This window comes from Pseudoalteromonas espejiana DSM 9414, from assembly GCF_002221525.1.
GTDB lineage: Bacteria > Pseudomonadota > Gammaproteobacteria > Enterobacterales > Alteromonadaceae > Pseudoalteromonas > Pseudoalteromonas espejiana.
In genome coordinates, this window is record NZ_CP011028.1 from 464,289 (window position 1) to 489,534 (window position 25,246).

21 protein-coding genes, 1 tRNA gene and 1 pseudogene are annotated in these 25,246 nt (G+C 36.4%); 19 read left to right on the top strand and 4 right to left on the bottom strand.

All coding sequences use genetic code 11. The features are described from left to right. Nucleotides 1-12: 12 nt before the first annotated feature. From PESP_RS02030 to PESP_RS02040, 3 genes are all read right to left on the bottom strand, one after another. On the bottom strand, nucleotides 13-1,143 hold the full coding sequence (locus tag PESP_RS02030) for a FecR family protein (RefSeq protein ID WP_089346547.1): 1,131 nt from the start codon (nucleotides 1,141-1,143) through the stop codon (nucleotides 13-15). Nucleotides 1,144-1,155: 12 nt separating this feature from the next. Continuing rightward, nucleotides 1,156-2,481: a surface lipoprotein assembly modifier gene (locus tag PESP_RS02035; RefSeq protein ID WP_089346548.1), complete on the bottom strand. Its 1,326-nt coding sequence runs from the start codon at nucleotides 2,479-2,481 to the stop codon at nucleotides 1,156-1,158. A gap of 238 nt (nucleotides 2,482-2,719) precedes the next feature. Continuing rightward, nucleotides 2,720-2,795 (bottom strand) — tRNA-His (locus PESP_RS02040). A gap of 283 nt (nucleotides 2,796-3,078) precedes the next feature. Between PESP_RS02040 and PESP_RS02045 the strand changes: the two genes are divergently transcribed. From PESP_RS02045 to PESP_RS02115, 15 genes are all read left to right on the top strand, one after another. Continuing rightward, the gene (locus tag PESP_RS02045; protein WP_089346549.1) at nucleotides 3,079-3,897 is read left to right on the top strand and encodes a mechanosensitive ion channel family protein; all 819 of its coding nucleotides are present in this window, start codon (nucleotides 3,079-3,081) and stop codon (nucleotides 3,895-3,897) included. 28 nt (nucleotides 3,898-3,925) lie between these two features. Next, a complete protein-coding gene (locus tag PESP_RS02050; protein ID WP_089346550.1) occupies nucleotides 3,926-4,708 on the top strand; it encodes a DUF481 domain-containing protein in 783 nt (260 codons plus the stop codon). Between the two features lie 122 nt (nucleotides 4,709-4,830). Next, nucleotides 4,831-7,509 (top strand): SLBB domain-containing protein, encoded by a 2,679-nt coding sequence (locus PESP_RS02055; RefSeq protein ID WP_089349077.1) that lies wholly within the window; start codon nucleotides 4,831-4,833, stop codon nucleotides 7,507-7,509. A gap of 192 nt (nucleotides 7,510-7,701) precedes the next feature. Next, complete coding sequence (locus PESP_RS02060) at nucleotides 7,702-8,673, top strand: Wzz/FepE/Etk N-terminal domain-containing protein (RefSeq protein WP_089346551.1); 972 nt, start codon at nucleotides 7,702-7,704, stop codon at nucleotides 8,671-8,673. 117 nt (nucleotides 8,674-8,790) lie between these two features. Continuing rightward, complete coding sequence (locus PESP_RS02065) at nucleotides 8,791-9,726, top strand: exopolysaccharide biosynthesis polyprenyl glycosylphosphotransferase (RefSeq protein WP_089346552.1); 936 nt, start codon at nucleotides 8,791-8,793, stop codon at nucleotides 9,724-9,726. 24 nt (nucleotides 9,727-9,750) lie between these two features. Next, nucleotides 9,751-10,917, top strand: coding sequence for an O-antigen ligase family protein (locus tag PESP_RS02070; RefSeq protein WP_089346553.1), 1,167 nt, complete (start codon nucleotides 9,751-9,753; stop codon nucleotides 10,915-10,917). Then, nucleotides 10,910-11,806 carry a glycosyltransferase gene (locus tag PESP_RS02075; RefSeq protein ID WP_164504400.1) on the top strand — a complete coding sequence of 299 codons (897 nt, stop codon included), beginning with the start codon at nucleotides 10,910-10,912 and terminating at the stop codon, nucleotides 11,804-11,806. Before PESP_RS02070 ends, PESP_RS02075 begins: the two co-directional genes overlap by 8 nt. Continuing rightward, complete coding sequence (locus tag PESP_RS02080; protein WP_089346555.1) at nucleotides 11,803-12,912, top strand: glycosyltransferase; 1,110 nt, start codon at nucleotides 11,803-11,805, stop codon at nucleotides 12,910-12,912. Before PESP_RS02075 ends, PESP_RS02080 begins: the two co-directional genes overlap by 4 nt. Beyond that, nucleotides 12,909-13,940, top strand: coding sequence for a glycosyltransferase (locus PESP_RS02085; RefSeq protein ID WP_164504401.1), 1,032 nt, complete (start codon nucleotides 12,909-12,911; stop codon nucleotides 13,938-13,940). The genes PESP_RS02080 and PESP_RS02085 overlap by 4 nt, the downstream gene beginning before the upstream one ends. A gap of 381 nt (nucleotides 13,941-14,321) precedes the next feature. Continuing rightward, nucleotides 14,322-15,389: a dTDP-glucose 4,6-dehydratase gene (rfbB, locus tag PESP_RS02090; RefSeq protein WP_089346557.1), complete on the top strand. Its 1,068-nt coding sequence runs from the start codon at nucleotides 14,322-14,324 to the stop codon at nucleotides 15,387-15,389. A 13-nt stretch (nucleotides 15,390-15,402) separates the two neighbouring features. Continuing rightward, nucleotides 15,403-16,278 carry a glucose-1-phosphate thymidylyltransferase RfbA gene (gene rfbA / locus PESP_RS02095; RefSeq protein WP_089346558.1) on the top strand — a complete coding sequence of 292 codons (876 nt, stop codon included), beginning with the start codon at nucleotides 15,403-15,405 and terminating at the stop codon, nucleotides 16,276-16,278. Further along, nucleotides 16,278-16,970, top strand: a complete 693-nt coding sequence (locus PESP_RS02100; RefSeq protein WP_089346559.1) for a GNAT family N-acetyltransferase — start codon at nucleotides 16,278-16,280, stop codon at nucleotides 16,968-16,970. Before rfbA ends, PESP_RS02100 begins: the two co-directional genes overlap by 1 nt. A 2-nt stretch (nucleotides 16,971-16,972) precedes the next feature. Further along, nucleotides 16,973-18,103, top strand: a complete 1,131-nt coding sequence (rffA, locus tag PESP_RS02105) for a dTDP-4-amino-4,6-dideoxygalactose transaminase (protein ID WP_089346560.1) — start codon at nucleotides 16,973-16,975, stop codon at nucleotides 18,101-18,103. After that, nucleotides 18,093-19,136 carry a TDP-N-acetylfucosamine:lipid II N-acetylfucosaminyltransferase family protein gene (locus PESP_RS02110; RefSeq protein WP_164504402.1) on the top strand — a complete coding sequence of 348 codons (1,044 nt, stop codon included), beginning with the start codon at nucleotides 18,093-18,095 and terminating at the stop codon, nucleotides 19,134-19,136. Before rffA ends, PESP_RS02110 begins: the two co-directional genes overlap by 11 nt. Nucleotides 19,137-19,217: 81 nt before the next feature. Next, a complete protein-coding gene (locus PESP_RS02115; protein ID WP_089346562.1) occupies nucleotides 19,218-20,639 on the top strand; it encodes a lipopolysaccharide biosynthesis protein in 1,422 nt (473 codons plus the stop codon). A gap of 217 nt (nucleotides 20,640-20,856) precedes the next feature. Here the strand turns inward: PESP_RS02115 and PESP_RS02120 are convergent, their stop codons facing one another. Beyond that, nucleotides 20,857-21,060, bottom strand: a complete 204-nt coding sequence (locus PESP_RS02120) for an MBL fold metallo-hydrolase RNA specificity domain-containing protein (protein ID WP_089346563.1) — start codon at nucleotides 21,058-21,060, stop codon at nucleotides 20,857-20,859. Between the two features lie 91 nt (nucleotides 21,061-21,151). On the opposite strand from PESP_RS02120, the pseudogene PESP_RS02130 reads away from it, so the two are divergent. The 4 genes and pseudogenes from PESP_RS02130 to PESP_RS02145 all read left to right on the top strand — a co-directional run bounded on the left by PESP_RS02130 (nucleotide 21,152) and on the right by PESP_RS02145 (nucleotide 25,241). Continuing rightward, nucleotides 21,152-22,242, top strand: a pseudogene (locus PESP_RS02130) (IS3 family transposase). 494 nt (nucleotides 22,243-22,736) lie between these two features. Then, entirely contained in the window at nucleotides 22,737-23,219 is a 483-nt protein-coding gene (gene rfaH / locus PESP_RS02135; protein ID WP_089346565.1) for a transcription/translation regulatory transformer protein RfaH, read from the top strand. Between the two features lie 462 nt (nucleotides 23,220-23,681). Continuing rightward, nucleotides 23,682-24,797, top strand: a complete 1,116-nt coding sequence (locus PESP_RS02140; RefSeq protein ID WP_089346566.1) for a polysaccharide export protein — start codon at nucleotides 23,682-23,684, stop codon at nucleotides 24,795-24,797. Nucleotides 24,798-24,806: 9 nt separating this feature from the next. After that, on the top strand, nucleotides 24,807-25,241 hold the full coding sequence (locus PESP_RS02145) for a low molecular weight protein-tyrosine-phosphatase (protein ID WP_089346567.1): 435 nt from the start codon (nucleotides 24,807-24,809) through the stop codon (nucleotides 25,239-25,241). Nucleotides 25,242-25,246: the final 5 nt, after the last annotated feature.

The window sequence follows — 25,246 nt, forward strand, 5'->3', positions numbered from 1 at the left end:
TATTCAAAATTCTTAAGGTTCTAATCTAAAGTCACCACCGGCATTTATAGCAGGGTTACTTATTTCTTCTAGGCTAAAATCACCGGTAATAGTGTCTATGTCATTTAAAAAAACGGCGTCAATTTCGCCGGTCGCTTTATTGTTATTATGAGAGGCAAATGTGATAGCTAAATCTAACTTAGTTAAATCAATAAGGCCGCTGTATGCTGCGTACCAGTTTCCACCTGCATCGTTAAAACTAATTTCACCATCAGGTACAGTGCCATTATCAAAATCTACCGACATTGACATAGTAAAATCACTCACCTCACCCAAGCTTGATGACACATCAAAGCTTGTCGCTTGGTAATTAAATACACCTTGACGCTCTGCTATTTGGTCAATTAATGATGCATTACTGACTGCCTGAAATTGTTGCTCTGCGTACACATCTGCTATTGATGTATCGGCATCGGTAGTATTTTCTGAAGTATTATTTTGCGCCAATGACTGCTGCTCAGGTTGTTGTTCTGCGTTATTGTCATCGTCTATAGGTGCAAAAGTTTGAGTAAATACTGCTGGTGCTTGCGTAGTTTTAATTACATCGCCCAAAGCGGTAACTTGCGCAAAAGAAAAAGGCTCATTGCTACCAAGTGATACAACGCTTTGATCGTCAAGTGTAAGGTCAATTGCGCCATCCCAAACCGCAACATACATATCACCTTCTACAAGTTGTAGTTCAAAGTGAGTGCCTCGAATACCAATTGAGCCAACAGGGGTTTTTACATTATAAGAGCCACCGTTCTTTTTAATAACACCCGAGATAGAGCGCAAGCCACCTTTTATTAGTTCTATAGAAGCAGAACCTTGCTGAGTTGCATTATCAAACTCATAGTTCGCAATATTTAGCTCCGAGTTTTCTTTTAGTGCTATTAGGCCACCGTCAGACATAGAAAACTGTGCCTTACTTTTTTCACCTGTGGTTATTCTATCAACACCAAACACGGTATCCCTTCGTTTTAGAGTTCTTTGTTGAGCCGAACTTGCGTCAGTGGCCAGTACATCTCCTCGCGCCAAAATAGTTTTACCTGCAGCCGTATTACTTGCCTGAGAGGTAAAGCTCACACTAAGTAAGGTGGTTAATGCCAAAATTAAATGTTTCATAAATACCTTAAATTAGAATGAGTAACTTGCGCTTAAATTGGTGTCAAAGCGGTCGTATTCGAACAAAGAAATGTCACTTGTTTTATCTTGATAGTTTAGCGCTAACTGTAGCGCCAAGCTTTTATTGACCAAGTAGCGTACTGAGCTAGAAAGAATTAAGAGGTTGTCGCTGCGGGTCTGTAAAAACAGTGGGTGGTCGTCTTGATATTCAATCCATTGATACCCAGTTTGTGCGGATAGTTGCCACTGCTGGGCTAGTAGCGCACTCACTTGATAATAAACACCGCTAATATTTCGGGCGTTAAAGTCACCCTCATTAATGTTAGCGCTTTCATTTTTAAAGTTAGCACTTACACTCTGGTACCACCTTTTAGATAAGTAGCTTGCACCTATATTAAGCGTGTAAAATGAGTTGTCTAACTTCTCATCAAATGTATTGTTCATAGCACCTAATGTGAGTGAGCCAAATACACTCAATTGTTTGTCTAACTCGTAGCTTGCACCAGCTGTTAGTGATGTTTCTGTTCTGTATAGCTCACCATCTAACAATAAAGGCGTAATACCAGCTTGCACATACCACAGGGTTTGTTCTAATTGTTGTTGGTAGCGCCCTGTTATATTTGTATTTATACGGTCATATTCAGATAGTTCATTAAATTTATACCAGTCAGTAGATATACCCAATGAAAGTGCACTGCGTTGATCAAGTGGGTGAGAGTAACGGCCTTTATAGTTTAGTTTTATATAGTTATCGTCGCTGCTTTTACTTGCTGGAGATAACAAAAACTCGCCTAAATTAGGGATTAATATAGTATCTTCTGATGTACCAGCATTAACATTGCCATCCATACCGTAAGCAATTTCAACATTTTGATTATATGAACGCCCAGCTAAGCGTTGTTTAAGCTGTGAGGTTTCCAATAATTTGCGTGCAGCCACTTTTACTCTTTCAGGAGAAGCACTGGTATTAATTAGTACGGATGCTTGTGAATTAGCCGCAGGTAAGTTGTTGGCTGCAATATAAGATTTTACTAAATATAAGCGAGCCTCATACCACTGCGGCTTAGCTTCTATTACACGCTCAAAAGCAAATACAGCTGGTGCTGAAAGCCCAGAGTTAAGTGCCGAAACACCTAATAGGTAATCAAAGTCAGGCTCGCCTAGGTATTTATAATTTTTTTGGCTACGTTTATAAGCCTCATCGTAGTGTTTTTGCGAAATTAAATATTGCAGTTCACCAAGTAGCTTTACATACGAGATATTATTTTGGGCTTTTACATTTAAGCTAATAAAAGAAAAGTAACCAAGTAAAAAAATAAGAAAAGCTTGTTTGATCATGCTTGTTGGAATGTCCCGTGAAATAAGTGGAGGCCTGCTAATACTAAATACTATTAAACAATAATAAGGTAGCACTTTCTGTTTATATGTAAAGCATATTGACGTATTATTATACGGTTGTTAACAATGATTTGACATGGATAAATATAGATTAAGAAATATAAGAAGCATTAAAATATAATGAATTAATAAAGGAATTTATAAAGGGATTAACAAAGAATAACTAGAAGGGAAAAAATGGGGCGATTGACGGGGCTTGAACCCGCGACAACCGGAATCACAATCCGGGGCTCTACCAACTGAGCTACAACCGCCACTACACACCTCGATTGGTGTGGCGCGCATAATACATAAAATTATAAATGTTGTGAAGCCCAAATATAAAAAAAACTAAAAAAAATAAATATTTCATAAAATTAGTTTGTTATCAGTAAAGGTTCATAAATAGCATGTAGCATTTAAATCCAGCCAAAATGGCTAAAAAAGCATAAAAACCACGCGTAAGTAGTGAAAATTCATTATTTAATGAGAATAAAATGTAAATTAATGTATACTCACTTGCGGGAAATTGCTTAATAAAAACTATTTGGAGTTACTATGGATTCAATACTTAATTGGCTAAACGAAAACTCAGGCCTGATTTTACATTATGGTATTCAAGCGGTTATTGCGCTTGTGATCTTTTTACTTGGTAGTCGTATTGCTAAGTTTTGTGCTGGTTTAACAGAAAAAACCTTTGATAAAAAGAAAGTAGATAAAGCGGTTGGCTCGTTTGTATCTAGTATAGTTTATGCAATTGTATTTGCTGCGACTATTTTAATGGCGCTTTCGCAAATAGGCATCGAAACTACTTCTTTCATTGCTATTTTAGGTGCTGCTGGTTTAGCTGTGGGCTTAGCACTACAGGGTTCACTATCTAACTTCGCATCTGGCGTATTAATTATTTTACTTCGTCCATTTAAATCTGGTGAGTTTGTTGAAGCTGGTGGTAAAATGGGCACAGTTAAAAAAATCGAAATATTCTCAACTGAACTCCGTACTCCAGATAACAAAGTAATTATTGTACCTAACTCACAAATTATGTCGGGTGCTATTACTAACTTCTCAAGAGAATCTACTCGTCGTATCGATTTAGTTATCGGAGTTGGTTATGATGCAGACCTACGTCAAGCAAAAGAAGTATTAAAGTCTGTACTTGATGCAGAAACACGCTTGCTAAAAGACCCAGCGTATACAGTAGCTGTAAATGAGCTTGGCGATTCAAGCGTTAACTTTGTAGTTCGCCCTTGGGTAAATTCTGCAGATTATTGGCCGACTTACTGGTCATTAATGGAAAATATTAAAATTGCATTAGACGATGCTGATATTGCAATTCCATTTCCACAAATGGATGTTCACTTGCACAAGCAAGACTAATTTTTAGTTATAGATAGGTTATTTTTAAATGAAATTGAAGCTTTTAACACTTTTAGTTGCAGCGTCTGCTGCAACTAACGCATTCGCTGAAGACGCAGAGAAAAAAACGTGGGAAGTAACAAGTGAGCTTGGTGCTATTGTTACTAGTGGTAATACAGAGACAACGACCCTAAAAGGTGGCCTTAAAGTATTGCATCACTTAGAAAACTGGAACAACGAGTACAAAATTGACGGTATCTATAAAGAAGACGAAATAGAGAACGATCAAGGTGAAGACGAAAAACAACGTACAAACGAAAAGTACTCAGCATCTGCGCAAGGTAATTACAAATTAAATGAAAAGAATTCTCATTTATTCATTTATGGTTCACACGTTTCAGACTACTTTGGCGCGTATAGAACTGAATCTGTAATTTCTGCGGGTTACGGCTTACGCTTAATTGACCAGCCAGATATGTGGTTAAATGCAGAGTTTGGTCCAGGTTACAAATTTTTTGAATACTCAGACGACAGTACTCAAGAAGATGATAACGGTAACCTACTAGCTGGCGAAAGCGACAGTGAAGTAATTGCTTTAGGTAAGCTTGATTACAACTGGCAGATTTCTGATAGTGCACGTTTTACTCAACTTGTATCGGTTGAGTACGGTGATTCAAACACCAAAACACGTTCAGAAACTGCTTTGTTAGCGAAAATTAATGGCTCACTACAAATGAAAGTTGCTTTTAACGTAACCAACAACTCAGATGTTGCTGATGACGAAGAAAGCACAGATACAGAGACATCATTAACGCTTGTTTACAGTTTTTAATCAAACACGCTTATTTAATGACATTTAAGTGACAAAAGGGACGAAAGTCCCTTTTTTATTTGCAAAGTTTTAATGTATCATACCCTCCAATTTTGGTTGTAGACCTAGGGAAATACCTACTCGTGAATGTTTTTACACAATTTTTTAGTGCTTTTATTCTACTTTGTAGTTTTAGTGCTTTGGCTTTTACGCCAACAGCCTCGCAAATTGAGCAATTTAAAAAACTGCCAAAATCTCAGCAAGAAGCCCTAGCAAAGCAGTACGGTGTAGATGTTTCTACAATTACCGGTGCAAATCAATCAAGCGACGAAAACTCAAACGAGCCGCAGTCTACTATCGGCGAACGTCCAGAAAAAGAGCAAGAAGACTTAACTGACGAAGAGCGCTTTAAGCCAAAAACAGATGAATTAAAACCGTACGGTTATGAGTTGTTTGCAGGCGAACCAACCACCTTCATGCCAAGTGAAAACGCGGCCGTTCCAGATACCTATATTGTAGGCCCTGGCGATCAGCTAAAAATTAACTTTTACGGAAAAGAAAGTGATAGCTTTGATGTAACAGTTGACCGCGAAGGTCGCATAAGTATTCCTGATTTAAGCCCTGTAGAAGCAGTGGGTTTAACTTTTGCCGAAATTAAAGAACTCATTAAAGTAAAAGTAGAACAAGAAGTAATAGGTGTAAAAGCCTTTGTATCACTGGGTCAGCTGCGTAGTATGCGCATTTTAGTATTAGGTGAGGCATACAAACCAGGCAGTTACAGCGTATCGTCATTAACAACAGTATCGCATGCTTTATTTGTTAGCGGTGGTGTGTCTGAAATTGCTTCATTACGTAATATACAGGTAAAACGTGCGGGTGAAACGGTTGCTAACTTCGACCTTTATGACTTACTTATTAAAGGTGATAGCAGTAACGATATCGTGTTAAAGCCTGGCGATGTTGTTTTTGTGCCACCTGTAGGTGCGCAAGTTACTGTAGATGGTTTAGTTAAACGCCCAGCTATATTTGAGCTAAAAAATGGTGAGTCTGCAAAACAATTACTAACAATGGCAGGTGGCTTAAAACCGGGGGCTTACGCCAAAAATGCCGTGGTAGAGCGTTTTAATTTTGATCGCAAAGAAGTACTATCAGTTGATTTTACTAAGCCTCAAATAAACTACATACCTCAAGATGGCGACCGCATACGCTTTAACTCTGTAAGCTCTCAATACCAAAATTCTGTTAGCTTAATTGGTGCAGTAGCACGCCCAGGTAACTATCAATGGTATCAAGGCAAGCGCATTTCAGATGTTTTAAAATCAGTGCGCGGTGATTTACTACCACAAGCCGATTTAAGCTACGGCTTAGTTATACGCGAAATCAACATAAGCGGCGACATAGAAGCGCACCAGTTTGATGTGGCACAAGCCATTATTAAAAATCCTGAAAATAACCTAGCGCTAAAAGCGAATGATAAAATTATTGTATTCAGCCGCTTTGAAGAGAAAGAAGCTGAAAAATCAGCACTTGCTAATATGGCCTTAAGTCAAGAACAACAAGAACAACAGCTAAAGGCTGAGCAATGGCATACATATCAGCAAAAAGAGTTTGAAAAATACATTGGTATAAATCAAGAAGAAGAGGAGTTTATTTTCGAAGAAAATAAAGCCCTTACCCTTGCTGAAATGTCAAAACGTAAAGCTAAAGAAGAAGCCGAGCTTGAATTAAAACCAGAAGACTACGCTTTATTTAGCCGCCATAACTTACTAGCTCCACTTATAGCTAAATTTAAGCAACAGGCCTCTGTTAATCAGGCTATTCAGCTTGTAGAAATTAGCGGTAACGTTACATTCCCGGGTGTTTACCCGTTAATGGTCGGTGGTGACGTGCGTGATTTAGTAACCGCTGGCGGCGGTTTGCTCGAATCTGCGTACGTAAAGCAAGCCGAAATTACCCGTATTGTTGCAAGTGATGCGTCTAAAATAGAGCATTTACGTTTAGATCTTGAAAGTGCAATGCGTGGTGATTCACAAAGCAATATTACACTGCAAAGTAAAGATAGCATTAACGTATTTGCTATTCCGAATTGGCAAGAAAACGTAAAAGTTGAGCTTAAAGGTGAGCTAAGATTCCCTGGTACTTATACTATTCGCCGCGGTGAAACACTAACCGAGTTACTCGAGCGCGCTGGGGGCTTCTCTGAGTTTGCAGAACAAAAAGCAGCAATATTTACACGTGCCTCTATAAAAGAGCAAGAGCAAGAACAACTAGCCCGCTTATCAACAGAGCTACGCCGTGATATTGCATCAAAGAGCTTTCAAAATTCAGTAAGCAGTAACACACTTTCGTACGACGAAATGAACATGCTACTAAATGATTTAGCAAGCGTAGAAGCCGTAGGGCGTTTGGTAATTGATTTACCGTTAATTGTTGATAACAAGCAAAACTTAGTACTTCAAGACGGAGATGTTTTATATGTACCAAGTAAACGTGATTCAATTAGCGTAATCGGTGAAGTTAATTACTCAACATCACACCTATATAAAACAGGTGTTAGTGTTGATGAGTACATTGATTTAAGTGGCGGCCTTAAAGAACGTGCTAATGAAGATAGCATTTATATTATTAAAGCTAATGGCTCTGTAAAAATCCCGAACACAGGGGGCTGGTTTGCTGCTAATAACTCAGAGCAGTTAGAGCCAGGAGATACAATTGTGATCCCAATGGATGCAAGTCATATGGATAAGCTAACGCTATGGAGCACGGCAACGCAGATTATGTACCAATTAGGTGTAGCGGTAGCTGCGATAAGTGGTATTTAAGCGCTAGGTTTAAAATAAACCTTTAGACGGTATATCAGGTGTTACTGGTTGCGGGGAACCGGAGAAGCTCTTAACCCGAAAACAATAACTTGACGTGATAATTCATGTTATACAATTTTGATAGCTGATAGCTGATAGCTGATAGCTGATAGCTGATAGCTGATAGCTGATAGCCTAAATTATGAGATTTTAATGGAAAATAACCTAAACAATATAATTACAGCAAATGAGCCTAAGGCTGCCTACGAAGTTGCAGATGACGAAATAGATCTGCGAGAAATACTTAGTGCTATTTGGCAAGGTAAATGGGTTATTATTACAATAACAATCATGTTCTCAGTAGCATTTACTTTGTACGCAATAAAGCAGCCAAATGTTTATAAATCAGAGGTGCTTTTGGTACCTGCGGAAGAAGATCAAAAAGGTGGATTAGGAGCCTTGGCTGGACAATTTGGAGGTTTAGCGAGCTTAGCTGGTGTTAGTTTAAATAGTGGCAGTATCGATAAAACTCAAATGGCTTTACAAGTGCTAAAGTCACGCAAATTCACAAATGATTTCATTCAAAAGTATAATATTTTACCAGAACTAATGGCTGCTGAAGGATGGGGTCAGGAAAATAATGAGGTAATTTATAACCAAGGACTTTACTTAAGTAGTGAGAATAAATGGGTACGTGAAGTTACTCCACCTTTAAAATCAGAGCCTTCAATGCAGGAAGCTTATATTGAGTTTAGTAAGATTCTAAATGTTAACGTAAATAAAGAAAATGGCATGGTAGTAATATCTATTGAGCACGTGTCGCCTTCTGTAGCACAGCGCTGGGTAAATTGGTTGGTACAGGATATTAATCAAACAATGAAAGAGCGTGATGTACTAGAGGCTAATAAAAGTACGGACTTTTTAATTAAACAAATACAAGAAACTAAGATTGCTGATATTCGCTCAGTACTTTACAAGCTAGTTGAAGAGCAAACTAAAACTATCATGTTCGCTAGTGTACGTGATGAGTATGTTTTCAAAACAATTGATCCAGCAATAGTTCCTGAAAAAAAATTCAAACCTAACAGGGCTATTATTTGTATTTTAGGTTTTATATTGGGTTTGCTTATTAGCAGTGTCTATGTATTGATTAGACATTTTATAAAACAGGATAGTCGAGCTTAAGCTAAATACATTAGACTTAGCTGAACGGATGGAATAGGTTATTTTAAAGGCTACCGTAGAGCCTTTAAGCTAGCTTTCGTGAATTTATTAGCATATTAGATTAATTGGATATTTTAATTGTTTACTAAAAGTTTTAAATCAAAAAGAGAAGCATTAAAGCAAAATAAAATATATGTCTTTTGCCCAGATGAATGTGTTTCTAATATTGAAGAAATTATTAATTCTCATTCATTTGAGCTTGTAATTAATGACTTCTCATTAGCCGATTTTACTGAAAAAGTTATATGCCATTACAGAAGTGCTCAGTTAACAGATACGCAACGTGACTTTCTAGTTAGGGCTACTGAGAGTGGTGCGTGGGTTGAACCTTTAGTTAGTTACCTTGATGCTAGGCTAAAATATACAGAAGTTCGTTTGTTGCACAGTAGTTACTTCTTACATCAAAAAGCATTTTCAATTTTATCTAATAAAAGGACTCAAATTACTAAGAGAATTTTAGATGTAGTAAGTTCTATATTTTTACTTATTGTTACGTTACCGCTTTCTTTAATTGCAGCATTGCTTATTAAACTAGAAAGCCCTGGGCCTATTTTATATAAACAAAAAAGAACAGGTCAGTATAATGAAGAGTTTAAAGTTTATAAATTTAGGTCGATGAGAAGTGATGCAGAAAAAAATGGTGCTCAATGGGCCTGTAAAAACGATGCAAGAGTCACAAGAGTAGGTAACTTTATACGTAAAACACGTATTGATGAAATACCTCAGCTAATAAATGTTCTACAGGGAAGTATGTCAATCGTTGGGCCAAGACCTGAGCGAGAGATTTTTATTCAAGATCTTGAAAAAGAAATTCCATATTACCGTTTCCGTCATGCAGTAAAGCCAGGTGTTACTGGCTTAGCGCAAGTTAGTTACCCATATGGCGCATCAGTAGAAGACGCTATCTGGAAACATAAATACGATATTCATTATATCAAGCATCACTCTACAATATTAGATTTAAAAATTCTTATGCTTACAGTTAAAACTGTAATTTTTGGTATGGGCCGCTAGCAGCGTAAAAGGTTAAATCTATAAATGCAGCTTCATAAAGCCGTTAAAAAAAATAAATTAGGCTTAAATAGAACACTAAGCGCAATATTTATAAGCATTTTAATTTTCTCGATTTATAATCGAACATTTTCGCTTGGTTTGGATATGCGTTTTATAGTTTTTCCGGTTTTCATTTCAAGCTTGATTCTTGCTATGCTAGTAAAAGTAAAATTTAATGAGTGGAAAGTACCTACTTGCGCTATTTTACTAGCATTATTACTTATAATTATAATAATTCAAGACCAGGTTGCTTGGCAATTTTCTGATCTTGATAAGAATACGACTGTATATAAAAATGTAATTATTTTGTATATATATAACTTTCTAATAGCTATTTATCTCTTTCTAAATAAGAAATATTTAAATGATAAAGTGCTAATTAATTCGGTGCTCTTATCAAGTCTTTTTTTGTCTCTTTCTTGCTTGTTTCAAGCTATTACTGGCAATTTACCGTTTGTATCGATAGGGTCTTCCGGTGAAGTATTTGAAGATAAACTATCGTTGCTAGGCGTAAGGCCATCAGGTTATGCACATGATCCAAACTATACTTCACTACTAATGGTTTTTAGTATTTATATTATTTTTAGTATAAAAAAAACTATTTTTAACAGGGCTCTGCTAATAGTATGTTTGTTTACCCTTTTTGCCTCAGGCTCAAAAACTGTTTTATTAATCAGTGCCTTCTTATTGGTCAGGTTAATATTTATTAAATTAAAAATTAAAGTAATTTTTAATTTAGGCTTCATAATCTCTATTTTGTTCAGTGCTTTAATTGTCTTTTCTATTTTTGAACAATTATCAACATTTTCTCAGCGATTAGTTATGTGGCGATTAGCACTAGATGGGTTTTACGAAAGGCCGGTAATAGGTTACGGGATAACAGGAGTAAGGAGTTTACTCGAATTAAGTATGCGCTATGTGCAACCGCATAATGGTTGGCTAGCTATACTGGTAGATCATGGGGCGGTATTATTTACAATAATAGTAACTGGCTTCACGTATATGTTACTTAATACTAAAATAAGAGCTAATAGGTATTTAATTATAATTTTTTGTTTCCTGTCACTATCCAATGAAATGTGGGTTTACCCTTATTGGATTTTATTTTTTGTAGTCCCATTTGTATTTAATCTCGGTGATAAACGTGCCTAACAATAAACCTTTAGTAAGTGTGTATATACCTTCCCATTATCGGCCAGATGCTCTCGGTAGATCCCTTCATTCTGTTTTAGATCAAACCTATAGCAATATTGAAGTCATTGTAGTGCTTGACGGTTTATGTGAAAAATCAATATCTCTATTAGAGTCTGTATCAAAAGAAGATAGTAGATTAATCTACACCTTTAATAAAAAGCCTCTAGGTGCCTGTAATGCACGAAATCGAGCAATAGAGCTTGCAAAAGGCGATTTTATAACGGGTTTAGATGATGATGATGTAATGAAGTCAAATTGCATAGAAGCCTATATGAAAAACTGGTCTGAAGATTTCTCTTTTATATGCGGTAGTTATGACTTTATTGGGGAAGTAGCAAATAATTTGACAGGTGAGTCTTTCACAATTACTGAGAAAGATCTTGTAAAAATGAACGCTGTTGGTAATCAAATTTTTACTCGAATAGAAACGTTAAAGGCAGTAATGTTCGATGAAAATTTAAATGCATGGCAAGATTATGACTGCTGGTTAAGAATTTTAAAAATAACAGGAAAAAGTTCACTAAAGCTGGGCGAAAGGCTCTATTTGGTTGATGTAGACCCAAATAGAGAAAGTATTACAACTCGTTCCAATGCATCCAAAGGGGCTATTCAATTTTTGCAGAAGCATGCCAGTTTATATGATGGAAAATTTCACTTATGGCTTTTTAATGATCTGGCTAATAGGAGGCAGCCGATTCCCTTTTGGTTGGTTTTATCTTTATTAGGGACTTCGCTGTTTTATAGAGGATTGTACTTAAGTTTAAAGCACTCCTGTTTTTATAAATATGTTATTAGCTGTAGGAATCTTTTTACTATGATAGTAAACAAATTTAGAGGTCAATCTTGAAAATTTTACATGTCCTAAACTCAGATGGTGTTGGTGGTGCAGAAATATTACTCCGACGTATGGTAGATTCAAGTAAATTTGAGAACGAAGTAATGCTATTGTGGAAACATAATAATAGGCAAGAGAACTTTTGGTCTGGTCGTAATTTTAAATATGTAACGAACTCATTTTTCGGTTTATATGCACTAATTTGTGCATTAATAAGACTACCTGCAGCTATAAAAAATTCAAGCCCTGATTGTTTACAGTCTCAATTAAAAGGGGCTGATATAATTCTTTGTTTGTTATTTTTATTCAAACGAGTAAATAAAACTGGGAAATATATTGTTGTGATACATAATAGTTATTCATTTTATTATGGGGGAAGTGTTAAAAATAAATTGGTTGGACAAGTACATAAATTTTTAATTAACAGGTACGCTGATGAAATTATTGGTGTCTCAAGGCAAGATATTGATAAATTTGAGAAAGCATTTGGAAATAAGTATTCTGTTATAGAAAATGGCATAAATTTTAAGGGATTAGAGCCTAAAAAAAGTTTTGATTTAGAAGAAAATAAATTAAAGATAGCTTGTGTTGGTAATGTTAAATTTAGAAAAGGTTATGATAAACTTCAGAAATTGAAAGAGTCAATTGATAAATCAAATGTTTTTAAAGGTGTAGTGATTGAATTAACTATTGCGGGAGCTATAGAAAGTGAGCAGCTGAAACTGAAAGTTGAGTCCTTAGTGGGAAGTTATTTTAAAATAAATTTTCTAGGCAAGGTTGAGGACGTGAATTCAGTATTGAGGGAGGCTGACTTGTTTTTATCTTTATCAAGAGAGGAAGGACTGCCTATTTCAGTTTTAGAAGCCAATGCTTTGCAGCTACCATTTTTAATTTCGAATATTCCTGCACATAAGTTAATTGTACCTCAGCAAATCCAAAAAGATGTTTTGTTCACTAATGAAAGTGAACTGTGCACCCTTTTAGAAAATATTTTTGAAAAGACAGAGTTGAGAGTTTTAATTGCTACTAAGCAATTCCAGCAAGTTAATCAAAGATTTGACTTTGACATGATGATGGAAAAATACCAAAGTATTTATTCTGGGGCTGAATGTATATGAGGGTATTAATTGTTACTAACTCACAGTCTGGTGGGGGGGCTGAAGTTATTGTTAATACCCTTTCTATGGAGTTATCTAAACTTCAAGAATTGGATATTCATACTTTTTATTTGAAAGATACTGAGTCTGCATTTTGGCGATTCACTGCATTTTTTAAAATGTTATATGTAATTTTTAAGTTAAAGCCTAAAGTTATACAGTCTCACTTATTTTTTCCAAGCATTTTATCAATTTTTCTCTCTAACTTTTTTTCTTTTAAAACCCAAGTTGTTGTACATAGTATTTCAGAAATAGATTCAACTAACCTTGGTGCTAAAATAGCAAAGTATATTTACAGAAAAGCAGATATGATTGTATGTATTTCATCTAAAATGCTTGAATTAGCACAGGTGTTATTTCAAAAATCTACGGTTTGTTTAATAAATAACCCTCATGATTTTAAAAAATATTTGAGGCTTTCAAATACAAGAGTCCAGTTACCAGCTAGCCAGTACTTTGTATATGTGGGAAGATTGACCGCCTCAAAAAGAGTTGATCAACTAATAAAAGCTATATCAAAGACTAAGGGTGATAAAAAGTTAATAATCGTAGGTGATGGTGAAGAAAAATCTAATTTAAAGGAATTAGCCCTACAGCAGGGTGTTGATGAAAATGTCTACTTTTTAGGACGGTTATCGAACCCTTACCCCTATATTAAAAATGCAAAAGCGATGCTTTTAGCCTCTGAGTTTGAAGGTTACCCTAACTGCCTAATAGAAGCGCTAGGGCTTGGAGTCCCGGTTATTACTTCTAATTGTCAAACCGGGCCAGCAGAAATTTTAGGTGTAAGTTATAACGACGATAGTTTAAGAATAACAAATCAAAAATGTATAATATTCCCTGTGGGTGATAGTTGTGCGTTAGGTAAAGCTATTGAATCTGAGGAGTATTTAAAAGCTGAGCCGTTTATTTTACAAGGTATGGTTAGCCACTTATCTTTAAAGCCAATTGTTACAAAGTATATTAGTGCTATTAAATCTCTCTGTTAATACGATGCAGCTTGTAATTGTTTTGGCAAATCAAAATGTTTACTCTATTACTCCTAGGAATCAGATTATTCCTGTTTAGTATAAACGCTGAAACTGTAGTTTCTTATAGGTTGTGTGATTATTCGATTATAAATAGTCTGGTCAGAGTAACTTTTTAAGTTACTCATATGGCAAGTTTTAAATACCAACATTGCTAGTTTTATAGTCATGTTTGCTTGAAATAACTTCATGATATTTAATAATGCTTGGCGATAAGGAAAACTAGATAATTTTAAAAACAATACCAAGGCATTTCGTTTACCTCAGAAATTTTATTTGTATAGAGTAAACTAAATTGGTCATTATTTTTACAAATTCAATTAAAGGTTTCTAAATATTAAAATGAAAATACTCATAACTGGCGGTGCGGGCTTTATAGGCTCTGCTGTAATTCGCCACATTATAGAAAACACCAATGATTCAGTCATTAATCTCGATAAGTTAACTTATGCTGGTAATTTAGAATCATTAAACTCGGTTGCTAACGATGAACGCTACGTATTCGAACAAGTTGATATATGTGATCGTACTGAGCTTGACCGTGTTTTTAAAACACATAAGCCAGATGCAGTAATGCATTTGGCTGCTGAGAGTCATGTTGACCGTTCAATCACTGGACCTGCCGAATTTATACAAACTAATATTGTAGGCACTTATAACTTATTAGAAGCTGCTCGTGAATACTGGAATACATTAAATGAGGGTGATAAAAAATCGTTTAGGTTTCATCACATCTCAACTGACGAGGTATATGGTGATCTCCCGCACCCAGACGAGCAAGAAGGTGAGCTTCCATTATTCACCGAGCAAACGGCTTATTCACCAAGCAGCCCTTATTCTGCAAGTAAAGCATCAAGTGATCATTTAGTACGAGCTTGGTTACGAACATATGGGTTACCTACTATCGTAACTAATTGCTCGAATAATTATGGGCCTTACCACTTTCCTGAGAAATTAATTCCTTTAGTGATACTTAATGCGCTAGAAGGTAAGAACTTGCCTATTTATGGTAAAGGCGATCAAATTCGTGATTGGCTATATGTAGAAGATCATGCACGTGCTTTACACAAAGTGGTAACTGAAGGTGTTGTTGGAGAGACTTATAATGTTGGCGGTCATAATGAAAAGCAGAATATAGAGGTAGTACAAACTATTTGCAGTATATTAGATACTTTAGTTCCAAAGCCAACTAAATATGCTGACCAAATTACCTATGTATCAGACCGCCCTGGCCATGATAGACGCTACGCCATCGACTCGTCAAAAATGAGTGAAGAGCTTAATTGGGAGCCTATAGAAACATTTGAAACAGGGCTTCGTAAAACAATTGAGTGGTATTTGTCTAACAAACAGTGGTGCAAAAACGTTCAGAATGGCTCTTACCAGCGTGAACGGCTTGGCGAATTATAAAAGGAGTAATTTAATGAAAGGAATAATTTTAGCCGGTGGCTCAGGCACGCGCTTATACCCAATTACTATGGGTGTATCAAAGCAACTTCTGCCAATTTACGATAAGCCAATGATCTATTATCCGTTATCAGTTTTAATGTTAGCGGGAATACGTGAAATATTAATTATTACGACTCCTGAGGATAGTGATTCATTTAAGCGTTTACTCGGTGATGGTTCTCAATTTGGTATTGATCTTAGTTACGCAATCCAACCTAACCCAGACGGATTAGCCCAGGCATTTATTCTAGGTGAAGACTTTATTGGAAACGATGACGTGTGCTTAGTTCTTGGGGATAACATTTTTTATGGTCAAGGATTTAGTCCCAAGTTAAAGCACGCTGTTGAGAATGCTAAAACGGGCCAAGGCGCAACAGTTTTTGGTTACCAGGTAAAAGATCCCGAGCGTTTTGGGGTTGTTGAGTTTGATGAAAATCAAAAAGCAGTTTCTATTGAAGAAAAACCGGCCAACCCTAAATCTGATTTAGCTGTAACAGGGTTGTATTTTTATGATAACTCTGTAGTTAAATTAGCAAAACAAGTTGAGCCTTCTCATCGAGGAGAGTTAGAAATTACTTGTCTTAATGAGATGTATTTAAAGAAGAATAAGCTAAATGTTGAAATACTGGGCCGTGGTTTTGCGTGGTTAGATACTGGTACTCATGAAAGTTTATTAGAAGCAGCACAGTTTGTTGAAACAATAGAAAAACGTCAAGGTTACAAAATAGCGTGTTTAGAAGAGATTGGTTTTAATAATGGCTGGCTAACAAAGCATAAAATGCAGGAGTTGGCTGCTCCTATGCTGAAAAATAGCTATGGTAAGTATTTAATGGATTTAATATCAAAGTAATGAATAACTATTTTTCTCAAAGAGAATGGGATAGTCAGTTTTTCGAGCGTAAAATATTTGCGTTAGAGCTACTTACCCCAGAAATAAAAAGTAATGACTGGCCTATAAATTCACTTATAACTACAAAAGCTAGTTCAACAGATTACTTAAGCTTAAATATTATTAATGAGCATTGCTTTAGTTTTGTTGAAGGCGAGTTAGTCTTTAAAAAAAATATCAAGGAAACCTCAATAGCTTTTACAAGCTTTGAAGCCCATATAGCTAATCACGACTCTATTGAAGAGCTTAACTGTATAGTTCGTAACTTGTATATTAACAGTCGTTTTCGAGAGCCTTGGTTTTCTGCGCAAGAGCGAGACAGCTTTTACCAAAAATGGGTTGAAAATGCCGTCCTATCAAAGTTTGATGATTGTTGCCTAGTAATCAAAAATGATGATGACATATCTGGTTTTGTAACAGTCAGGATCCAAGAGGAAGAGGCAACAATAGGGCTTATTGGTGTTGCATTACCCTATCAAGGTCAGGGCTTAGGCAAAAAGCTACTCGCGCTTGTTGAAAGTTATTGCATTGCTAAAAAGGCTAATGTGATCAAGGTTGCAACACAAACAAGTAATATTTCGGCTGCAAATTTATATAGCAAAAATGGTTTTGCTATAGCTGATATTTCGTATTGGTTCTACAAACAGGTTTAAAGATGATCCCTTTCAATGTGCCTCCTAAAACAGGCAGTGAGTTAAAATACATAGAGCAAGCTATTAACTCTGATAAGTTATGTGGTGATGGTCACTTTTCAAAAAAATGTGAAGCATGGATAGAAAGTAACTTTAATACCACAAAGGCACTGCTAACGCCGTCGTGTACTGCAGCTCTTGAGCTTGCAGCTATTCTTATAGATATAAAAGCGGGTGACGAAGTCATCATGCCTTCATATACTTTTGTATCGACCGCTAATGCATTTGCATTACGAGGCGCTAAAATAGTTTTCATTGATGTACGTCCAGATACCATGAATATGGATGAGTCATTAATTGAAGCCGCTATAACCTCAAACACACGCGCTATAGTACCGGTTCATTATGCTGGGGTAGCGTGTGAAATGGATACAATATTAACAATCGCAAAAAAATATAAACTTTGGGTAATAGAAGATGCAGCTCAAGGCGTAATGTCTACATATAAAAGTCAAGCATTAGGTGCTATTGGGCACATAGGTTGTTTTAGTTTTCATGAAACTAAAAACTACTCTTCAGGCGGTGAAGGAGGAGCAATTTTAATTAATACACCAGAATTAGTTGAAAGAGCAGAAATTATTCGCGAAAAAGGAACAAATCGTAGTCAGTTTTTGCACGGCTTAGTAGATAAATATACTTGGCAAGATATAGGTTCGAGCTTTTTACCAAGTGAGTTGCAGGCGGCATACTTATTCGCACAACTTGAAAATGCAGAGGCTATAAATAATTATCGACTATCAATTTGGGATTATTATTATGGTGAACTTAGCCAAGTTATAAACTCAGATAAATTGCCTTATATTCCTAATAACATAAAGCATAACGCGCATATGTTTTATATAAAATTAGACTCTGATGAAGAACGAACAGAGTTTATAAATTACATGAAAAAGGAATGTATCACCACGCCATTCCACTATGTGCCACTACACTCAAGTCCTGCTGGATTAGTTTTAGGGGAGTTTGTAGGTAATGATATTTACACTACTCATGAGAGTTCAAAGTTAGTTCGCTTGCCAATGTACTTCGCTATGCCCCATATTGCTCAAGAACACGTTATTAATGCGGTTAAAGGGTTCTTTAGTGACGACTAAAAAAATATTACATGTAGCAGAGTGCGATAAATTTATTCCTCCATACATAAGATTTATAAATAAAAATTTTAATAGTGATGAACATGAATTTCTAATTAAAAATGGAATGGCTAATGATGAGCTTGAATATGCTAAGAATATCTGTTTGACAGGGAGCTCATCTGCATCAAAGGTAAATCACCATATTCAGTTAATAATAAAAATGCACCGAGCTGATAAAATTATATTACATAGTTTAATGGATATAAAAATGGTTCAAATACTGAGTGTTATGCCTTGGTTGCTTAAAAAGTGTTATTGGATGATATGGGGAGCAGACTTATATGCTTATCAATTAAAGCGTGTCACTCTCAAAGAAAAAATAAATGAGTTTTTAAGATACAGGGTGATAAGTCGGCTCGGGCATTTAGTTACATATTTAGAAGGAGATGTAGCCCTTGCAAAAGACTGGTATGGAGCAAAAGGAACTTACCATGAGTGCTTAATGTATACGAGTAACCTATACAAAAAATATAAACTTCCCACAGTTGATAAGGTGAGGGTAAATATTCAAGTAGGCAACTCAGCCGATCCGAGTAATAATCATATAGAGGCGTTGGAAAAGTTATTACCATTTAAACATCAAGATATATGTATCTATGTACCTTTGTCGTATGGGCATCAAGAATATGCGAAGCAAGTAATAAAGCAAGGCAAAGAATGGTTTGGTGATAAGTTTAAACCCCTTACAGATTTTATGCCATTTGATGATTATTTGTTATTTTTAAGCTCAATTGATATTGCCTTTTTTAATCATAAACGCCAGCAAGCCATGGGCAATACAATAACTTTATTAGGCCTTGGTAAAACGGTTTACTTGCGAAGTGAAACCACGCAATGGCATTTTTTTGCAGAGAAAGGTGTTAACGTTGGCAATATTGAAAAGATCAGTAATTTAGATTGCTACAAATCACATAAAAATATTGAAATCATAAAAAATTACTTTTCTTCAGAGAACTATAAAAATCAACTTTCCCAATTATTTGATAAGTAACTACTTCAAAATCTTTAATAGTCATTGTTTTTTAAATAATACTCTATTGGGGGTTGCTCGCATGATGGAACGTAAAAAAATATGACCCCAAAAAAAATCCTGTCTTTTGCATTGGGCCCAGTGGGCGGTGCTCTCTTAGGTTTTGTTAGTTTGCCAATTATCACTTGGTTTTTTTCTCAGGAAGATATTGGCCGTATAGCTATGCTTAATGTAGTGGTAGGTTTTTGCACACTCCTTTTTAGCTTAGGACTAGATCAAGCGTATGTACGTGAATTCCACGAAGTTAGTAATAAGCCAGCCCTATTTAAGGCGTCATTCTCTCCTGGCTTAACCTTATTAATTTTTAGCTTATGTGTACTACTTAGCTTCGATAATGCAATTTCGTTATGGTTATTTGAGGTTGATAGCAAATTACTTAGCCTGTTAGTCGCTTTAGCTGTTTTATGTGCTTTTATGTCTAGGTTTTTATCTTTAATTTTGCGAATGAATGAACAAGGCTTTGCCTATTCAATGAGTCAGCTACTTCCCAAGCTACTTTTAATCATTATTATCTTAGGTTATGTTTTATTTTCGGTTAATAAAAATATTACCAACCTCGTAATAGCCAATGTTGCAGCTATATTACTCGTTTTTTTTATATACGCGTTGAATACAAGAAAGGAGTGGATTGCAGGACTTAAGGAAAAGCTAGACCCTAGCCAATTAAAAGGTCTGTTAAGCTTTGGTATGCCGCTAATTTTTGGCAGTTTAGCGTTTTGGGGACTAACCGCATCAGATAAAATATTATTAAAAGAGCTCTCAAATTACGAACAATTAGGGATTTACTCTGTAGCTGTTAGTTTTGCCGCCGCTGCAACCATTATTCAAAGTGTTTTCTCAACTGTTTGGGTTCCCGTTGTGTATAAATGGGCTGCAGCTAACGAAAACCTTGATAAAATATTCAAAGTAAACCGATATGTATTATTGGTAGTAATTATTTTATTTTGTTTGGCTGGCATACTTTCAGCTATAGTGACGTTTATACTTCCTGATAGTTACAAGGCCGTTCAATGGATTTTAGTTCCGTGTTTAGGGTACCCATTACTTTATACCCTATCTGAAACAAGCGTTGTAGGTTTGGGTATTACTCGGCGCACGGGGTTTTCAATGCTTGCATCTGTAATTGCTTTTGGAGTTAACTTGTTAGGAAACGTATGGCTAATTCCTAAGCATGGTGCAATAGGTGCAGCTATAAGTACGTGTTTTTCTTTTTGGATATTTTTTATATTAAGAACTGAGTTTTCTATCTATTTTTGGAAAGCAATCCCTAGGTTAGGCATGTATATTTATACAACCCTATTGGTGCTTGGCTCTGTTATACATGCATTATATGCTAACAGTTTACAAAACTACTTTACGCTATATTGGTGTCTGATATTAATGAGTTTATTTTTCTTTTTTAAAGATGAAATTTTTGAAAGTAAAAGCTTTATTAAAAATAAAATCTCTGGAATGAAGTCTTAGCAAGTTTTTTTGTTACAACAGTTAGGTTAACCATAAACAAATACGCAAACGTTTTTACCGTTAGCCTGATATCAATTATTCCAGAACGCCATTATAAAAAGTATTTAATTACATTTAATGGCTTTTTCTAAGCCGAAGTCGCCTAAATCAAGTGTTTAATTCACCACTATTTAAAGTAATAGCTTATTACCGCTAAATGCCCTTTAAATTAAGATTTTTACTTACTTATCTCTATTTTAACCTCATTTCCCAACACCTCTTTGTATTTATTTACCATTGTTGTTTTTGCATTATTATCACCATACACAATTTTTATATGGCTTGGCTTTTTACGCATACCGGTTATAAATTTAACTAATCCATTTTGATCGGCATGTGCGCTGTAACAACTAATGGTGTGCACCTGCGCGTTAATTGTAATACGTGTATCCTTATAAAAACATACCCTGGACTTCCCATAGTTTGCTAGACACCTAGTGAGTTACATTCTAACTTCTAAAAAGAAGTGTTTTATGAGGAAAGGCAAGCGTTATACCCAAGAGTTTAAAGAAGCGGCTGTTAAACAAATTACTGAGCGTGGATATTCAGTTGCTGAAGTCGCTGAACGATTAGATATTTGCACCAAAACGTTATATCACTGGCGAAGCCAATTATCAGATAAACCTAAATCCGTTCAATCATCCGATGAAAAACTGAAGGTCGCCAAATTAGAGGCTGAGTTAAAACGTGTCACGGAGGAACGAGACATTTTAATAAAGGCCGTAAGGTACTTTGCCTGCAACCCCGAGTAAAGTAAGGCTTCATTCGTGATCACCAAGATGAATTTTCTATCACGGCGATGTACCGCCTTTTTAAGCTACACAGAAGTGGTTTTTATGCGTGGTTAAAAAAGCCCTTAAGCGATAGAGCTCTTGAATATAATCGTTTGTTGAAGCTCATTAAAGAGTTTTATGTAGCCAGTGGTGGCACGTATGGTTGCCCTTGGATACATGCAGACTTGCGTGAAGCAGGTGAGCATTGCACCATAAACCTTGTTGCGAAGATCATGCGACAACATAAGCTTAAAGCGCAAATTGGATATAAGCGTCGCAATTTTAGAGGCGGTAAGGCATCGCGGATTGCAGATAACTTATTAGCGCGTCAATTTAACCCGCCAGCGCCGAACCAGTCGTGGGTGAGCGACATAACTTATATAAGAACCTATGAAGGTTTTTTATATGTGGCAACAGTGATGGATTTATTCTCTCGGCGTATTGTGGGCTGGTCGATGGATAAAAATATGAATCAGCAGCTGGTGATAAATGCACTTAAGGTAGCCAATACGGCAGCGCTTACTATCTCGCATTTTTGAAAGAATATAACCTTGTACCTTCGATGAGTCGAGCTGGGAACTGTCATGATAATGCAGTTGCGGAAAGCTTTATTGCGACAATTAAAAAGCGAACAATTAAGCGTAAGATATACTCGACACGCGAAGATGCGAAAGCTGAGATATTTAATTTTATAGAAATGTTTTACAATCCAAAAAAGCGCTATTCACACAGGCGGTGTTTCACCTGCTAAGTTTGAAGAAGCGTACTATTCTGAGTTAAAAGCTGTCTAGTGAAAGCTGGGAAGTCCACTGCATTTATTTTTTAAGAGTAAAATTAAAAGTAGAGCTAAACAGTAATTTAAGCAAAATTTAGGTGTGTTGTAGCAGCGGCTTTATGCCGCGTTAAAGCAATAAGACCAAACGCGAGATAAGTTTGTCGCTACTTGTAAGTTTTTTTCATTCACTTCGCTTTCACTCCTTCATGTGCAAAAAATAAAGGTATTATTCACCAAGAGGCTAAGAGGGCGCACCGAAGCAGTGGCTTTATACCACGTTAAAAAATAAGCCCAAACGCGAGGTAAACTTGCTGCTACTCACGTGTGTATAAGCTGCTTTATATTAAATAGGCATAAACGGATATGAAAAATACAATTACTGCTGTTAACAAAGTAAGTGTACATTTACCTTAAAAGACTATTTACTTAAGAAACTTAAATTGTTTATAATTATGTGCTGTTAAAAATAATGTTGTGTTTGTTGCAATTGTGTGTGTAGTAAGGATTGCTATGAAGGGTTGGTATTTAGTTACATGTAGGCCTCGCCAAGAAGAGCGAGCAGCCACCAACTTACTTAATCAAGGCATTGAAGTTTTTTATCCAAAATTAACCACCGAAAAACTCATCAAAGGCAGGCGAACTGTTAAACAGTCTGCTCTGTTTCCAAGCTATTTATTTATTTGCTTAGAGTCTCAAAACGGTAACTTTTCTGCTGTAAAAAATACACGTGGAGTGATTGGGTTTGTTACTTATGGCGCCCGTTACCAAGTTGTGCCAGATTGTCTTATAGAACAACTCAAATGTGAGCGCATAGAGTCTGCCGAATCAACAATACCTAAAGCAGGTGATACCGTAAGCGTAAACAACAACGCGTTTAACAATGTTTCAGCAATATATAAAGAGCCTGATGGCGACATGCGTAGTATTTTACTTATTAACTTACTTAATCAAAAAATTGAGGTAAGTGTAGATAACAAAGATATCAAACAGTGAGGTTAAAGGTTGTAGCGAAGTTACGCCTTAACACCTAAAAAGTTAAGTAATATCAGTACGTAGGAACTGCAACCTAGGGGCGGAAGCGTGCCCGAAGGGCTAGATAAGCAAAAAAATTTGCTTTCAAGCTGGAGCGAGAGGAGCTCTGCGACGAACTGGAACGTGAAGCGTGCCCAATGGCTGGCGCCTTGTAGACGCACAACTTGTTGGCGTAATGGGCGAAGCCCATAATAGTTGTAGCAACGGCTATAAACCGCGTAAAAATTAAATACTGCAAGGTAAACTTACTGCATTACTTCAATAGTATCATTTTTAAAATTTGGTTAATTTAATCAATACGGTTAAATGATTCAAGCTTGCGCGTAAACAGACCTCATGCTTTAATTACATCGCTAAAAAAAATAAGTACTCACCAAGGTTGGTGAGCAAGAGCAATATTTAAAATAATTTTGGGATTCTACAATGGCGTTAAGCTGTAAATCACTCGCAACTTCTCTCGTAATGCTAGCAATATCAGGATGTACAATAGTACCCGGTAGCCATTTTGAAGGCATAGACTCAGGCGAACAAACATATAACCTTGAGCAAGATCTCGAAAAAGTAAACATTCAAATTATTGACTCTCAGCTTTTAAATACACAAAAGCTAGCGCAAGCAGCTGCTAAGCCAATCTCCAGCAACGCAGGTGTTAGTACTAGCAGCTACGAATATAAAATTGGTGTAGGCGATGTATTAACAATAGGCGTGTGGGATCATCCCGAACTCACAATACCAGCAGGTACACAAAGAACTGCGGAGTTTGATGGCTTTAGGGTACAACAAGATGGCACAATTACTTATGCGTATGCGCCTAGTATACCAGCCGCAGGAAAGACAATAAGCCAAGTGCGTGACGACTTAGTAAAGCGCCTAAGCCGAGTAATAGAAAACCCACAAGTAGATGTGAAAATAGTGGGCTTTAAAAGTCAAAAAACATATATTACAGGTGAAGTAAAGCAACCAGGGATATACCCAGTCACAGAGAATCCGCTTACCCTCATTGACGCACTAAACCAAGCCGGTGGTTTAACAGAAGCTGCCGATTGGCGCACAGTTACTTTTACCCGAGGCGATAATACTGAAGTTATTCAACTTGATAATTTTTATGCCCACGGCGATATTTCGCAAAACCGTTTATTACAGCACGGCGATATTGTGCATGTAAGCCGTAACGATGCGCAAAAAGTATTTGTACTTGGCGATGTTAAAAAAGCAGGTTCAGTAACCCTTAATCGCTATGGTTTAAATTTAGCCGAAGCATTAAGTGATTCGGGCGGTCTAAACGAAGCAACAGCAGATGCAAACGGCGTATTTGTACTGCGTAAAAGTAACATAGAGCGAACAGGCTATTTTGCAAGCGTATATCAGCTACATGCAAAAAATATTGCGGCTATGGTATTAGCGGAGCAGTTTGAACTGCAGCCAAGCGATATTGTATATGTAACTTCTGCACCACTTGCACGTTGGAACCGTGTAATCAGCTTATTGTTACCGTCTATAGCTACCGTTGATAGTGTAGATGATATCACTGCAAACTAAAGGTAAAAAATGTTTGATTCAGTTTTAGTAGTATGTGCGGGCAATATATGCCGCAGCCCTACCGGTGAGTATGTGTTAAAGCAAAAGCTTGAAGGTAAAAATATTAAAGTATCGTCAGCCGGGTTAACTGCACTTGAAGGTAAACCTGCCGATGCCACAGCAAAGCAAATTGCACAAGCTAATGGTGTAAATATGGATGCCCACCAAGGGCGCCAATTAACATCAGCTTTGGTAGCGCAAAACAGCGTTATTTTAGTAATGGAAGAACGCCATTTAAACGATGTACACGGCCGTTACCCCGAGGCACGCGGTAAAACCTTTTTATTAGGCAAATGGATTAACAGCGCCGAAATACCCGACCCATACCGCCAGAGCGCAGAAGCTTTTGAACACGTGTATACATTAATCGATAGCGCATGCAGCGCTTGGCAAAAGTATTTATAAGGAAT

What these genes read in the sequence shown, in the direction of transcription:
- PESP_RS02030 (WP_089346547.1), bottom strand. Translation starts at nt 1,143, where the DNA reads ATGAAACATTTAATTTTGGCATTAACCACCTTACTTAGTGTGAGCTTT.
- PESP_RS02035 (WP_089346548.1), bottom strand. Translation starts at nt 2,481, where the DNA reads ATGATCAAACAAGCTTTTCTTATTTTTTTACTTGGTTACTTTTCTTTT.
- PESP_RS02045 (WP_089346549.1), top strand. Translation starts at nt 3,079, where the DNA reads ATGGATTCAATACTTAATTGGCTAAACGAAAACTCAGGCCTGATTTTA.
- PESP_RS02050 (WP_089346550.1), top strand. Translation starts at nt 3,926, where the DNA reads ATGAAATTGAAGCTTTTAACACTTTTAGTTGCAGCGTCTGCTGCAACT.
- PESP_RS02060 (WP_089346551.1), top strand. Translation starts at nt 7,702, where the DNA reads ATGGAAAATAACCTAAACAATATAATTACAGCAAATGAGCCTAAGGCT.
- PESP_RS02070 (WP_089346553.1), top strand. Translation starts at nt 9,751, where the DNA reads ATGCAGCTTCATAAAGCCGTTAAAAAAAATAAATTAGGCTTAAATAGA.
- PESP_RS02085 (WP_164504401.1), top strand. Translation starts at nt 12,909, where the DNA reads ATGAGGGTATTAATTGTTACTAACTCACAGTCTGGTGGGGGGGCTGAA.
- rfbB (WP_089346557.1), top strand. Translation starts at nt 14,322, where the DNA reads ATGAAAATACTCATAACTGGCGGTGCGGGCTTTATAGGCTCTGCTGTA.
- rfbA (WP_089346558.1), top strand. Translation starts at nt 15,403, where the DNA reads ATGAAAGGAATAATTTTAGCCGGTGGCTCAGGCACGCGCTTATACCCA.
- PESP_RS02100 (WP_089346559.1), top strand. Translation starts at nt 16,278, where the DNA reads ATGAATAACTATTTTTCTCAAAGAGAATGGGATAGTCAGTTTTTCGAG.
- rffA (WP_089346560.1), top strand. Translation starts at nt 16,973, where the DNA reads ATGATCCCTTTCAATGTGCCTCCTAAAACAGGCAGTGAGTTAAAATAC.
- PESP_RS02115 (WP_089346562.1), top strand. Translation starts at nt 19,218, where the DNA reads ATGACCCCAAAAAAAATCCTGTCTTTTGCATTGGGCCCAGTGGGCGGT.
- rfaH (WP_089346565.1), top strand. Translation starts at nt 22,737, where the DNA reads ATGAAGGGTTGGTATTTAGTTACATGTAGGCCTCGCCAAGAAGAGCGA.
- PESP_RS02140 (WP_089346566.1), top strand. Translation starts at nt 23,682, where the DNA reads ATGGCGTTAAGCTGTAAATCACTCGCAACTTCTCTCGTAATGCTAGCA.
- PESP_RS02145 (WP_089346567.1), top strand. Translation starts at nt 24,807, where the DNA reads ATGTTTGATTCAGTTTTAGTAGTATGTGCGGGCAATATATGCCGCAGC.